This window comes from Xanthomarina maritima, from assembly GCF_008084905.1.
In the GTDB taxonomy this organism is placed as follows: Bacteria; Bacteroidota; Bacteroidia; order Flavobacteriales; family Flavobacteriaceae; genus Xanthomarina; species Xanthomarina maritima.
The window spans coordinates 125,868-139,059 of the sequence record NZ_VSFC01000062.1; the positions used below are offsets into that span (position 1 = coordinate 125,868).

14 protein-coding genes are annotated in these 13,192 nt (G+C 30.7%); 13 read left to right on the forward strand and 1 reads right to left on the reverse strand.

The window, feature by feature from the left end:
- The first annotated feature begins 61 nt into the window (after window positions 1–61).
- Window positions 62–670: a DUF4254 domain-containing protein gene (locus tag FVF61_RS12910; protein WP_148457071.1), complete on the forward strand. Its 609-nt coding sequence runs from the start codon at window positions 62–64 to the stop codon at window positions 668–670.
- 41 nt (window positions 671–711) lie between these two features.
- Window positions 712–1,728 carry a glycosyltransferase family 9 protein gene (locus FVF61_RS12915; protein WP_233586845.1) on the forward strand — a complete coding sequence of 339 codons (1,017 nt, stop codon included), beginning with the start codon at window positions 712–714 and terminating at the stop codon, window positions 1,726–1,728.
- Window positions 1,729–1,856: 128 nt separating this feature from the next.
- On the opposite strand, the gene FVF61_RS12920 is transcribed toward FVF61_RS12915, so the two are convergent.
- The gene (locus FVF61_RS12920) at window positions 1,857–2,912 is read right to left on the reverse strand and encodes a ferredoxin--NADP reductase (RefSeq protein WP_148457073.1); all 1,056 of its coding nucleotides are present in this window, start codon (window positions 2,910–2,912) and stop codon (window positions 1,857–1,859) included.
- 103 nt (window positions 2,913–3,015) lie between these two features.
- Here FVF61_RS12920 and FVF61_RS12925 point away from each other — a divergent pair, with 103 nt between their 5' ends.
- The 11 genes from FVF61_RS12925 (at window position 3,016) to atpA (ending at window position 13,170) form a co-directional block, all read left to right on the forward strand.
- Window positions 3,016–4,497: a DUF5687 family protein gene (locus FVF61_RS12925; protein ID WP_148457075.1), complete on the forward strand. Its 1,482-nt coding sequence runs from the start codon at window positions 3,016–3,018 to the stop codon at window positions 4,495–4,497.
- Between the two features lie 12 nt (window positions 4,498–4,509).
- Complete coding sequence (locus tag FVF61_RS12930; protein WP_148457077.1) at window positions 4,510–5,217, forward strand: ABC transporter ATP-binding protein; 708 nt, start codon at window positions 4,510–4,512, stop codon at window positions 5,215–5,217.
- Between the two features lie 182 nt (window positions 5,218–5,399).
- Complete coding sequence (porW, locus tag FVF61_RS12935; RefSeq protein ID WP_199757313.1) at window positions 5,400–7,967, forward strand: type IX secretion system periplasmic lipoprotein PorW/SprE; 2,568 nt, start codon at window positions 5,400–5,402, stop codon at window positions 7,965–7,967.
- A gap of 18 nt (window positions 7,968–7,985) precedes the next feature.
- On the forward strand, window positions 7,986–8,420 hold the full coding sequence (locus FVF61_RS12940; RefSeq protein WP_148457079.1) for a bactofilin family protein: 435 nt from the start codon (window positions 7,986–7,988) through the stop codon (window positions 8,418–8,420).
- Complete coding sequence (locus FVF61_RS12945; RefSeq protein ID WP_262712024.1) at window positions 8,368–8,619, forward strand: AtpZ/AtpI family protein; 252 nt, start codon at window positions 8,368–8,370, stop codon at window positions 8,617–8,619. Before FVF61_RS12940 ends, FVF61_RS12945 begins: the two co-directional genes overlap by 53 nt.
- Window position 8,620: 1 nt before the next feature.
- The gene (locus tag FVF61_RS12950; RefSeq protein ID WP_148457082.1) at window positions 8,621–9,022 is read left to right on the forward strand and encodes a hypothetical protein; all 402 of its coding nucleotides are present in this window, start codon (window positions 8,621–8,623) and stop codon (window positions 9,020–9,022) included.
- 111 nt (window positions 9,023–9,133) lie between these two features.
- Window positions 9,134–10,219 (forward strand): F0F1 ATP synthase subunit A, encoded by a 1,086-nt coding sequence (gene atpB / locus FVF61_RS12955; RefSeq protein WP_148457084.1) that lies wholly within the window; start codon window positions 9,134–9,136, stop codon window positions 10,217–10,219.
- Window positions 10,220–10,239: 20 nt separating this feature from the next.
- Window positions 10,240–10,449: an ATP synthase F0 subunit C gene (atpE, locus tag FVF61_RS12960; protein ID WP_148457086.1), complete on the forward strand. Its 210-nt coding sequence runs from the start codon at window positions 10,240–10,242 to the stop codon at window positions 10,447–10,449.
- 76 nt (window positions 10,450–10,525) lie between these two features.
- Window positions 10,526–11,020, forward strand: coding sequence for a F0F1 ATP synthase subunit B (locus FVF61_RS12965; protein ID WP_148457088.1), 495 nt, complete (start codon window positions 10,526–10,528; stop codon window positions 11,018–11,020).
- Between the two features lie 6 nt (window positions 11,021–11,026).
- Window positions 11,027–11,563, forward strand: a complete 537-nt coding sequence (gene atpH, locus FVF61_RS12970; RefSeq protein ID WP_148457090.1) for an ATP synthase F1 subunit delta — start codon at window positions 11,027–11,029, stop codon at window positions 11,561–11,563.
- Between the two features lie 26 nt (window positions 11,564–11,589).
- Entirely contained in the window at window positions 11,590–13,170 is a 1,581-nt protein-coding gene (gene atpA, locus FVF61_RS12975) for a F0F1 ATP synthase subunit alpha (protein WP_148457092.1), read from the forward strand.
- The last annotated feature ends 22 nt before the right edge of the window (window positions 13,171–13,192 follow it).

Sequence of the window (13,192 nt, forward strand, 5' to 3'; positions counted from 1 at the left end):
TTTTAATGAATGGTAAAGTTAATTAATTAGGCTTATATTTACATTTTTAAAATATTAAATCATGTTTACAGATAAAGCCAATAGAATATTCCAAGACGTAATAGAGAAATATCATGTTATAAATACAGTCAATCAACCTTTTGAAAACCCTTATAATAAAGAATCTTATTTATTAGAACATTTACTTTATAGAAAATGTTGGATTGATACGGTTCAATGGCATTACGAAGATATTATTCGCGACCCGAAAATTGATTCTGTTGCTGCTTTAAAATTGAAACGCCAGATTGATGCTTCCAACCAAGATAGAACAGACATGGTGGAATATATTGACAGTTATTTTCTTGAAAAATACAAAGATGTAACACCTAAAGCTCATGCAACTATCAATACCGAAAGTCCTGCTTGGGGAATTGATAGACTATCAATTTTGGCTTTAAAAGTGTATCATATGAACGAAGAAGCAACACGTACAGATGCTTCTGATGAACATTTAGCTGCCTGTAAAAAGAAATTAGATGTCTTGTTAGAACAACGTGTGGATTTATCTACTGCAATTGATACGTTATTAAACGACATTGAAAATGGCGATAAATATATGAAAGTGTATAAGCAAATGAAAATGTATAATGACGACGAGCTGAATCCAGTGCTTCGTTCGCAAAAATAAAATTCCTGCATAGACAGGAATCTCATCCTATATTTGCTGAGATGCCAAATCCAAAACACATATTAGTTATTCGTCTCTCAGCTATGGGAGATGTTGCCATGACAGTTCCTGTTTTAAGAGCATTTTCAACTCAATATCCTAATGTAAAACTAACCATTTTAACTAGAGAATTTTTTGCATCTTTTTTTAGAGATTTAGAAAATGTGACTGTTTTTCCAGTAGACTTAAAAGGGAAATATAAAGGTATTTTCGGGCTTTATAAACTCTCAAAAGAGTTGAAAAACCTAGATATTGATGCAGTTGCAGACTTGCACAATGTATTAAGGACAAATATTTTAAAATGCTTTTTCTTCGGAAAATATTTTGTGCAAATAGATAAAGGAAGAGCAGAAAAAAAAGCTTTGGTTTCCGGACAAAATTTCCAACAACTAAAAACCACGCATGAACGTTATGCAGATGTTTTTAGAAAATTAGGTTTTCCTTTAGATTTATCTAATCCTAGTTTTCCAAAACGAGTTGCCTTAAATTCTGAACTACAAAAAATTATTGGTGCAGATACTAAAAAACGGATTGGAATAGCGCCTTTTGCAGCTCATGATAGTAAAATGTATCCTTTAGATTTGATGGAACAAGTGATAGAAACGCTTTCTAAAACACATAAAATCTTACTTTTTGGTGGTGGAAAAAAGGAAGTTGATATTCTTAATAGCTACCAAAACAAATATGAAAACGTGATTAATCTAGCTGGAAAGTTATCTTTAAATGAAGAATTAGATGTGATTTCTAATTTAGATATCATGTTGTCTATGGATTCTGGAAATGCACACATGGCAGCCATGTTAGGAGTAAAAGTAATTACTATTTGGGGAGTGACGCATCCTTTTGCTGGCTTTGCACCTTTTAATCAGCCAGAAGATTTTGCTTTACTTTCAGATAGAGAACAATTTCCACTTATTCCAACTTCTATTTATGGAAACAAATTTCCTGAAGGTTATGAAGAAACTTCTCGAAGTATTCCTCTTGAAGTTGTAGTTGATAAAATAAACTCTGTTTTATAGTGTCATTACGAGCGTAGCGAAGTAATCTGCTTCTGGCTAGGCTCCAATTGATTCAAGAAACTGCCAAGCCATCCAGTAGATTCAAAATTTCTCCCAGAAACCATTAGATTCCTGACTACGCAGGAATTTTAAATATCATCATAATCCACTTTCACAGTAGCTGTTGTTGGATGTGCTTGGCAAGTCAAAATCAAGCCTTCAGCAACTTCACTATCAGTTAAAATATTGTTTTGTCTCATAGTAACTTCACCTTCTGTTACTCTAGCCAAACAGCTACTACAAATACCACCTTGACAAGAATATGGCGCATCTAAATCTTCGTCTAAAGCAGCTTCAAGAATGGATTGTTTTTGAGACATTTCAAAAGTAGTTTCTTCGTCATCTACAACAATCGTAATTTTAGTTTTTCCATCTGCAATTTCTTCTTCGTTTACATCTGCAGATTTTGCAGCTTTAAAAAGCTCGTAATGCACATTTTCTTTAGGAATGTTGTGTTCTGTCAACACATCTTTTACTGTATGGATCATGGCTTCTGGACCACATAAATAAAAGGCGTCTACAACTACGTGTTTATGTGTGTTTTTCATGACGAAATTCACAGTACTTTTTTCAATACGTCCAAAAATAGCATCGTCTTCATCTGCTTGACTAAACACAAACTGAATTGAAAAACGCTCTTTATATTGATGTTGAAGGTCTAAAAGTTCCTGTAAAAACATGGTGTCTTGGGTAGATTTATTCCCATAAACAAGAATCACTTTGCTATAAACCTCTTCTTCTAAAGCACATTTTATAATACTTAAAATAGGTGTAATACCAGATCCTGCTGCAAAAAGAGCTATGTTTTTAGTTTTAGAATCGTTAGGCTCAAAAACAAAATGACCTTTTGGTGGAGCCACTTCTAAAACATCTCCAGCTTTTAAGGTGTTATTAGCATAAGACGAAAATGTTCCATCTGTTACTTCTTTTACGGCAACTTTTAATTCACCACTTTTTGGAGAAGAACATAAAGAATAATCGCGACGAACATCGTGATTATGAAGGTTTGTTTTTAAAGTAATATATTGTCCAGCTTTATAAGCATAAGTAGATTTTAAATCTTCTGGAACATTGAAATTTAAAACAACAGACTTGTCTGTTTCTCTAATAATTTCTTTTATAGTAAGTTTATGAAAATGCGACATGTTATAATTTTTGACAAAAATAAGAATTACTGCAAGTAATTAAGTTTTGATTGTAACAAAATGTGTTTTAATATTACTAATTAAGTAAACCAACCCAAAATAAATGAAAATTAAACACTTTATTAGTTTAGAATGGAAGCAATATTTTAGGTCTGCTTATTGGCAAAAAAGCATGGCTTTAAACGTGTTGCTAGTTTTTGTTGCTTTATATTTTGTAGTTACTTTCTTAGCTTTAGGTATTGCATTATACCCAATTTTAAAAGACACATTTCCAGAACAAGACCCTTTTAAAATAGTCAATAGCTATTTGTTTTATTGGTTTTTAGCAGATGTACTCATGCGTTTTTTCTTCCAAAAGTTGCCAGTAATGAGTGTGAAACCTCTATTAACTTTACCAATTAAAAGAAGTAAAGTAGTTCATTATGTGTTAGGGAAATCGTCTTTTTCCTTTTTTAATTTCTTGCCACTTTTTGCAGTTATTCCTTTTGGAGTGATGCTTATAATAAATGATTATCCTCTAGTTTCAGTAATCTTTTGGATGATAACTATTTTCATCATCACCTTAATTATTAATTTTTTAAATTTTATAATTGAAAGTATTTCTTCAGAAACAGAGCTTTCTTATTTACCAATAATTGCCTTAGCAGGAGGATTGTTTGCAATTAATTATTTCAATATCATTTCGTTTACAAACTTGGTATCTGGAGCTATATCTTCAATTTATAAAACACCATTGTTTATTGTTATTCCTGTATTAATTCTTTTAGGATTATATGTTGTTAATTTTAGTAAATTAAAGAAACAGCTGTATTTAGATAGTTCTTTAAAATCTAAAGCTCAAGAAGTTAAAGCTTCAAATTTAGAATGGACTAGAAAATTTGGAGATGCTGCTCCTTTTATGCAATTAGATTTAAAATTAATTTGGAGAAATAAAAGACCAAGATCTTCTATTTTTATTTTGGTTATTGGATTGTTTTATGGATTGTTCTTTTATCCAAACCCAGTATATCAAGACATGCCATGGATGTATGCTTTTGTAGGCATATTTGTAACAGGAATTTTCTTAATTAATTTCGGGCAATTTATTCCAGCTTGGGATAGTGGATATTATAAAATGCTTATGAGTCAAAACATAAAATATAAGCAGTATTTAAAATCTAAATACACGTTAATGGTAGTAAGCGTGGTTATTATGTTTGTTCTAAGTATTCCATATGTGTATTTTGGTTTGGAAATTTTATTAGCACATTTTGCAGCAGCTATTTATAATATTGGTGTTAATACGCATGTTATTTTATTTGGTGGTTCATTTAATAGAAAAAAGATAGATTTAAATCAACGAGCTGCTTTTAATTATCAAGGTACAGGAGCCGTACAATGGATTATTGGTATTCCTTTAATGTTAATGCCACTAGCAATTTTTGGGGCTATGTATTATTTTTTTAATTTCGAAATAGGTTGTTTGGCTCTTATAATACTTGGAGTTATTGGAATTGTTTTTCATCAAAAACTCATGAATTTTATAACAGAAAAATATTTAGATTCAAAATACAAAATGATTCAGGCTTTTGGCCAGGATAATTAATTAACACATATTATGATAAATACAGCAAAACTTACAAAAACATACGGAAGTAAAACCGTTTTAGATATAGAAAGTTTAGACATACCAAAAGGGCAGAGTTTTGGTTTGGTTGGAAATAATGGTGCAGGTAAAACTACATATTTTAGCTTACTCCTAGATTTAATAAAACCTTCTAAAGGTGAAATTAGAAGCAATGGTATTTTAGTTAAAGAAAGTGAAGATTGGAAACCTTTTACATCTGCTTTTATAGATGAAAGCTTCTTAATTGGTTATTTAACTCCAGAAGAATATTTTTATTTTATTGGTGAACTTCGTGGACAAAATAAAGCTGATGTAGATGCTTTATTATCTCAATTTGAAGACTTTTTTCATGGTGAAATCTTGAATCAAAAGAAATATTTAAGAGATTTAAGTAAAGGAAATCAAAAAAAAGCAGGCATTGTTGCAGCCTTAATTGGAAATCCTGAAGTCATTATTTTAGACGAACCATTTGCAAATTTAGACCCGACTACTCAAATTCGTTTAAAAGGAATTATTAAAAATTTAGCTGAAAAACAAGGTGTTACTGTTCTGGTTTCAAGTCACGATTTAATGCATGTTACAGATGTTTGCGAACGAATTGTGGTTTTAGAAAAAGGTAAAATAGTGAAAGATTTAACAACAAGTGAAGCCACATTAAAAGAATTAGAAGCTCATTTTACTGGAACAGAAACATATTAAATATCTAAAATTGCAAAGTCAATTTGATACTAAAAAGTATTTTAGAATATTCAATATTATTCTCGCTTAGTTAGATTTGATATATTTCTTTACAAATAATTCAAAAAGATGCCTTATTTTTACGGCTATACATAATATTTGTAGCTAAATTTAGTTTATACTTAAACCTAATACAGTTAACGTTGCGTACATCTTTTAGAATCATATCATTCCTGTTTTGTGCCACTCTTATCATAACGAGTTGTTCTAGAAAAAAGGATTCATTTTTAAGTAGAAATTATCATGCACTATCTGCAAAAGACAACACTTTGTATAATGGTTATATTTCTTTAGAAGAAGGTAGACTTGCTTTAAACGAATCTTATCTAGATAATTATTGGGACATACTACCAATAGAGCGTATGCAAGTAGATGATGAAGTGACTCTTCCTGGGCAAAATAAAAATGAAAGTTTTAATAGAGCAGAAGAAAAAGCTGTAAAAGCTATTCAAATGCACAGCATGAATATTCAAGGCAAAGAAGTTAACCCACAAATGGACGAAGCTTATTTGCTTCTAGGAAAAGCTAGATATTTCGATCAAAGATTTGTTCCTGCTATAGAAGCATTCAACTACATTCTTTATAAATATGCAGCTAGCGATAAAATAAATCAAGCAAAAATCTGGAGAGAAAAAACAAATCTTAGATTAGAAAACGACCAACTTGCAATTGAAAATCTTAAACGATTACTTGAACAGGAAGAATTAGATGATCAAGATTTAGCTGATGCAACTTCAACTCTTGCGCAAGCATATATCAATTTAAAAGCACTTGATAGCGCTGTTACTCAATTAGAAATTGCAAGTATTAATACAAAAAATCACGACGAAAGAGGTCGTTATCGCTATATTCAAGGACAGCTTTATAATAGATTAGGATATAAAGATAGTGCCAATATGGCCTTTGAAGAAGTTATTAAATTAAACAGAAGAACACCTCGCATTTATTTAATTGCTGCTCATTTAGAACAAGCTAATAATTTTAGTATTGCTGAAGGCAATAAAGAAATTATGTTAGAAACTCTTATAGATATTGAAGAGAATAGAGAAAACAGACCTTATTTAGATAAGATATATCATCAAATAGGTAATTTTTATGCAAAAGACAATCAAGACTCATTAGCTGTAGAATATTATAATTATTCCTTACGAACTAATTCAGCAGACAAAAGATTAAAAGCTATAAATTATGAAATTTTAGGAGATTATTTTTTCGATTATTCTGAATATAAAATAGCAGGAGCTTATTATGATAGTACTATGCTTAATATGGTTAAAGACAGTAAACCATTTAGAATTATTAAACGTAAAAGAGATAATTTAGACGATGTTATTTACTATGAAGACATAGCTGTTGTTAACGATAGTATTTTATCGCTTACTTCTTTATCTTATGATGATCAATTGGCATATTTTGAAAATTATACAGAGCAATTAAAAATTCAAGCAGAAAAAGAAAAAGAGTTGCAAGAAATTCAAGAACGAAATAAAGAGTTCGCTAACAACAATTTTTCAGACAATGGATTTGGTGCAAAAGACGGTATTACAAAATCTGCAAGAGGTCCAAATGGTCCACCAGCCTCTAGCTTTTATTTTTATAACCCAACAACAGTAGCTTATGGTAAAAACGATTTTATTAAAAATTGGGGAGATAGAGAATTAGAAGATGACTGGAGATGGTCTACAAAAACTAAATCTATTTTAAATAAAGATGCTGAAAATCAAGAAGCAGTTGTAATTACAGAAAATGAATTATATGACCCTAAATATTATATAGATAGAATCCCAACAGATCAGAAAGAAATAGACAGTATTACAAAAGAAAGAAATTTTGCTTATTATCAATTAGCCGTTATTTATAAAGAAAAATTTAAAGAATACGAGCTATCTAAAGGAACTTTTCAATATTTGTTAAGTGTAAATCCAGAACAAAAACTGGTACTACCTTCAAAATATAATCTTTATAAATTATATGTATTATTAGGTGAGAATGATGAAGCAACCATTGCTAAAAACGACATAATTGCCAATTATCCTGATTCTCGTTATACTTCTATTTTAATGAATCCAGAAGCTGGAGCAACAAAAGACGAAAACAGTCCAGATTTTATTTATAATAAATTATATGATAAACTTGAAAACCAAGAATACAGCGAAGTTATTACTAAAAGTGAAGAATATATAACAGCTTTTGAAGGCGATCCAATGGTTCCTAAATTCGAATTACTTAAAGCAACCGCAACTGGTAGGCTTTATGGATTTGAAGCCTATAGTAATGCCTTGAATTTTGTGGCCTTAAATTATGCCAATACACCAGAAGGAATAAGAGCTCAAGAACTATTAGATAATGTATTGCCTAAGCTTTCTAATAAAGAGTTTGTAGAGACTGAAGATGACGACAATTTTAAAATAGTTTATTATTTCACTAATCCATCAAAAGAAGAAACTGAAGCTTTTAAGAAAGCATTAGAAAAAGAAATAAAAAAAGTAAATGTGTATGACTTAACTATATCAGAAGATATTTATAATCCATCTACAACTTTTGTAATTATACATGGTTTAAAAAGTAAACAAGGAGCTATTGGTTACGCACAATCTCTTCAAGAGAAAAAGAAAGATAAAATTGAACATGACCATTTTGCAGTATCTTCATCTAATTATAGAATTATACAAATTCATAAGAATTTCGAAGACTATTTAATTATTGAATAACCTAAAAAACAGTTCATTATGTTTTCTGAAAACAAAAAAGATAAAGCAAGCCTTGAATTAACTTCAAGTCAGAATATTATCTCTAAAGGCACAAAAATTATTGGAGACCTAACTAGTGAAGGCGATTTAAGAATAGACGGAACCATTGAAGGCAATTTAAGAACACCAGGAAAAGTTGTTGTTGGTAAAACAGGATATATTAAAGGAACTTTAAGTGGTACAGATGCACATTTTGAAGGAAAATTTTCAGGCAAATTATCCTTATCTGGAACTTTAACACTTAAATCTACAGCATATATAGAAGGCGAAGTTGTTTTAGGAAAATTAGAAGTTGAGCCAGGTGCTACATTTAATGTTACTTGTGCTATGAAAGGAGCAGTAAAAGATTTTAATTCAAGAAGTGAGCAACAACCACAAGAAGCACCAAAAGCAGGGCAAGGACACTCAGCTTAATAGCTATGTTAAATTTTCAGGAATTGCTTTTCAAATGATTGCTATTATTGCAATAGGAACTTTTATTGGTGTAAAACTTGATGAAAATTATCCTAACAAAAACAATTTATTCACTTTAACTTTTACATTAAGTTCAGTAATTATATCAATTATATTTGTTATTAGACGTATTATTGCAGGCTCAAAAGAAGATAATTAAAATGAATCCAGCTTTTAAATCAAGACAACTTTCCTTTTTAGTTCAAAATATTGCAGTAACTCTTATTCTATTAGGAATTCATAGTTACTTGTTATCTCACTTTGCAGATAATATCCACTTTATCATACCTTTATGGCAAATTTATATCTTTCATTTTATAGTTACTACTTTATTATATACAGTTATTAACTACAAATACTCAAGTGGAAAAACTGAAATTTTTAATACGTTTATGGGTTTCACACTCTTAAAAATGGTTTTAGCCATCGTGTTTTTATTACCTGTTTTTTTATCCGATACAGAAAACAAACAACCAGATGTGTTTAATTTCTTTATACCTTACTTTTTATACTTATTTTTTGAAGTCTATTCTTTAACAAGTTTCCTACAAAAAAAGCCATAAAACCCACTAAAAATAAGGGTTTAAATAATCATTAAAAAAGTGTTTGACATTTAATATAATGTACGTACATTTGCACGGAAATTAAAGCAAGGTATTTTTAAGCAATACAGAATGACATTAAACACCTTTAAAAGCACGATATTTTCTGTTTTATTTCTAACAACTTCATTTGTTGGATTTGCATCGGAAAATTCAGATCCTACTGAAGATAAAGAATTCAATGCTAAAGAGATGATTCTGCATCACGTAAAAGATGCACATGAATTTCACTTATGGGATTGGAATGGTACACCAGTATCTTTATCATTACCAATTATTTTATGGACTGATAACGGTCTTACTACTTTTTCTTCAAGCAAATTTCATCATGATGATTCTGGTAAAGTAATTGTAGAAGAAAATGGAGGTAAGTTTGTTAAGCTTCATGAAAAAATATATCAATTAGATAATAATGCAAATGCAGTTGAGTTTGATACGGAGCATCATCCTACAAATGCTAGTATGCCTACAGATATTTCTATTACAAGAAATGTATTCATGATGTGGGTTTCTGCTGTATTGTTATTAATAATCTTTTTATCTACTGCTAAAGTTTATAAAAAATCAGAAAATAAAGTGCCTACTGGTATTGCAGGATTTATAGAGCCTCTTATAATGTTTGTTAGAGATGAAATAGCAAAACCAATGATAGGTGATCATAAGTATAAAAGATATATGCCTTACTTGTTAACTATCTTTTTCTTTATATGGATTAACAATATCTTTGGATTAATTCCAATTTTAAATGGAGCAAACTTAAGTGGAAACATTGCATTTACATGTACTCTTGCAGTATTCACTTTTATAATCACAACTATAAGTGGTAACAAAAATTACTGGAAACACATTTTTTGGATGCCAGGAGTTCCAGTACCAATGAAAATATTTTTAATGCCAATCGAGATTATTGGAATGTTTGTAAAACCAATCTCTTTAATGATTCGTTTATTTGCTAACATTACAGCAGGACACGTTATTATATTAGCATTAATGTCATTAATATTTGTATTTAAATCTGTTGCAATAGCACCAGTTTCTGTAGCTTTCTCATTATTTATTACAGTAATTGAGATTATTGTTACAGCAATACAAGCATATATATTTACAATTTTGTCAGCCTTATATTTTGGTATGGCAACAGAAGAAGAACATCATTAATTAATTTAAATTTTATAACTATGACTATTACTGGAATTGCAGCGATTGGAGCTGGTTTAGCAGCTATTGGAGCTGGACTTGGTATTGGTAAAATTGGTGGATCTGCTATGGAAGCTATGGCACGTCAACCAGAAATGCACGGAAAGATTCAATCTTCTGCATTAATTTTAGCAGCCTTCGTAGAGGCAGTAGCACTATTTGGTGTTGTTGTTGCTTTCTTACAAGGGTAAAAAACCTAAGAATACTGAAGCAACGGTTGGTTGCTTCAGTGTTTTTTAAAATTTAAGTTATTAAAACAATAAACAAATGGATTTAATTACACCTGGTTTTGGATTGGTATTTTGGACAGCTATAACGTTCATATTTTTATTATTAATCTTAAAAAAGTTTGCTTGGAAACCAATTCTTGGAGCAGTAAGCGATAGAGAAGAAGGTATTAAAAAAGCATTAGCATCTGCTGAAAACGCTCGTAAAGAGATGGAAAATCTTCATGCAGATAATGAGCGTATATTAAAAGAAGCAAGAGCAGAACGTGAAGCTTTACTTAAAGAAGCTCGTGATATAAAAGTGAAAATGATAGAAGACGCTAAAGGTGAAGCACAAGCACAAGCAAACTCTATTATAGAACAAGCACAATCTGCAATTGAAAGCGAAAAGAAAGCAGCTATGGCAGAACTTAAAAGTCATGTTGCAAATCTATCTATAGAAATAGCTGAAAAAGTAGTACGTGCAGAATTATCTAATAAAGACAAACAAATAGAATTGGTTGAGTCTATGTTAGGTGAAGCAAAATTAAATTAATATATAATGGCAGGAGCAAGAGCAGCAATACGTTACGCAAAAGCAGTTTTAAGTTTAGCATCAGATAAAAACGCAGCTGAAGCTGTAAATAATGATATGAAGCTAATAGCTAAAACTATAGCAGAAAGCAGAGACCTAAACGATATGCTTCAAAATCCTGTAGTGAGTTCTTCAATTAAGAAATCAGTATTATTAGAAGTCTTTAAAAACTCTAATGAAATAACAGGAAATTTAATTGACACCCTAATTACAAATAAAAGATTACCTCTTTTAGGTGAAGTTGCTTTAAAATACAATCTTTTATATGACGAATTAACAGGAACTCAAATTGCTCAAGTTACTACTGCAGTACCTTTAACCGACGATTTAAAAGTTAAGGTTCTTGCTAAAGTTAAAGAGCTTACAGGAAAAGATGTTGAAGTTAAAAGCACGATAGACGAAAGCATTCTTGGAGGCTTCATATTACGTGTTGGAGATATTCAATATAATGCAAGTATTGCAAATAAATTAAATAAGTTAAAAAGAGAATTTACATTAAACTAAGATATTTTATCTAAATATATAATAAGATGGCAGAAGTAAAACCAGCTGAAATATCAGCAATCTTAAAACAACAACTTTCAGGATTTGAAGCAGGAGCTACATTAGACGAAGTTGGAACAGTATTAACTATAGGTGATGGTATTGTACGTGCTTACGGATTAGCTAACGCTCAATATGGTGAGTTAGTTGAATTCGAAGGTGGATTAGAAGGTATTGTACTGAATCTTGAAGAAGATAATGTTGGTATTGTATTATTAGGAACATCCATTGGAGTTAAAGAAGGTTCTACAGTAAAACGTACAGAACGTATCGCATCTATTAATGTAGGTGAAGGTATTGTTGGTCGTGTTGTAGATACTTTAGGAAACCCTATTGATGGTAAAGGACCTATTACTGGAGAAACTTACCAAATGCCACTAGAGCGTAAAGCTCCAGGTGTAATTTATAGAGAGCCAGTTACAGAACCATTACAAACAGGTATTAAGGCAATTGATGCGATGATTCCTGTTGGTAGAGGTCAACGTGAGTTGGTAATTGGAGATAGACAAACTGGTAAAACAGCAGTTTGTATTGATACCATTTTAAATCAAAAAGAATTTTTCGATGCAGGAGAACCTGTATATTGTATTTATGTTGCAGTTGGACAAAAAGCTTCAACAGTAGCATTAATTGCTAAAACATTAGAAGAAAGAGGAGCTTTAGCATACACAACTATAGTTGCTGCAAATGCATCAGATCCTGCTGCAATGCAAGTATATGCGCCAATGACTGGAGCTTCTATTGGAGAATATTTTAGAGATACTGGTAGACCAGCTTTAATTGTATTTGATGATTTATCAAAACAAGCCGTTGCTTATCGTGAGGTATCTTTATTATTAAGAAGACCTCCAGGACGTGAAGCATATCCAGGAGACGTTTTCTACTTACACTCAAGATTATTAGAGCGTTCTGCAAAAATTATCAATAACGATGATATTGCTAAAGAAATGAATGACCTTCCAGATTCATTAAAACCAATCGTAAAAGGTGGTGGTTCTTTAACAGCATTACCAATTATTGAAACACAAGCAGGAGACGTTTCAGCATATATTCCAACTAACGTAATTTCTATTACAGATGGACAAATTTTCTTAGATGGAGATTTATTTAACTCTGGTGTACGTCCAGCTATTAACGTAGGTATTTCGGTATCTCGTGTTGGTGGTAATGCACAAATTAAATCTATGAAAAAAGTAGCAGGTACTTTAAAATTAGACCAAGCACAATATCGCGAATTAGAAGCGTTTGCTAAGTTTGGATCAGATTTAGATGCTGTAACTTTAAATGTAATTAATAAAGGTAAACGTAACGTTGAAATCTTAAAACAAGCACAAAACGATCCGTTTAAAGTTGAAGATCAAGTAGCAATTATTTATGCTGGATCTAAAAACTTATTAAGAGACGTTCCTATAGAGAAAGTAAAAGAATTCGAAAGAGATTTTATCGAGTTTTTAAGAGCTAAACATGCAGATGTATTAAGCACGTTAAAAGCAGGTAAATTAACTGATGAGGTTACAGATACTTTAATGGCTGTAGCTAAAGATTTATCAGGAAAATATAAAGCATAATTAATATTCCCACGAAAGCGGG

Bases quoted from the DNA above. Each gene is read 5' to 3' on its own strand.
- FVF61_RS12910 (WP_148457071.1), top strand. From the start codon at position 62: ATGTTTACAGATAAAGCCAATAGAATATTCCAAGACGTAATAGAGAAA.
- FVF61_RS12915 (WP_233586845.1), top strand. From the start codon at position 712: ATGCCAAATCCAAAACACATATTAGTTATTCGTCTCTCAGCTATGGGA.
- FVF61_RS12920 (WP_148457073.1), bottom strand. From the start codon at position 2,912: ATGTCGCATTTTCATAAACTTACTATAAAAGAAATTATTAGAGAAACA.
- FVF61_RS12925 (WP_148457075.1), top strand. From the start codon at position 3,016: ATGAAAATTAAACACTTTATTAGTTTAGAATGGAAGCAATATTTTAGG.
- FVF61_RS12930 (WP_148457077.1), top strand. From the start codon at position 4,510: ATGATAAATACAGCAAAACTTACAAAAACATACGGAAGTAAAACCGTT.
- FVF61_RS12940 (WP_148457079.1), top strand. From the start codon at position 7,986: ATGTTTTCTGAAAACAAAAAAGATAAAGCAAGCCTTGAATTAACTTCA.
- FVF61_RS12950 (WP_148457082.1), top strand. From the start codon at position 8,621: ATGAATCCAGCTTTTAAATCAAGACAACTTTCCTTTTTAGTTCAAAAT.
- atpB (WP_148457084.1), top strand. From the start codon at position 9,134: ATGACATTAAACACCTTTAAAAGCACGATATTTTCTGTTTTATTTCTA.
- atpE (WP_148457086.1), top strand. From the start codon at position 10,240: ATGACTATTACTGGAATTGCAGCGATTGGAGCTGGTTTAGCAGCTATT.
- FVF61_RS12965 (WP_148457088.1), top strand. From the start codon at position 10,526: ATGGATTTAATTACACCTGGTTTTGGATTGGTATTTTGGACAGCTATA.
- atpH (WP_148457090.1), top strand. From the start codon at position 11,027: ATGGCAGGAGCAAGAGCAGCAATACGTTACGCAAAAGCAGTTTTAAGT.
- atpA (WP_148457092.1), top strand. From the start codon at position 11,590: ATGGCAGAAGTAAAACCAGCTGAAATATCAGCAATCTTAAAACAACAA.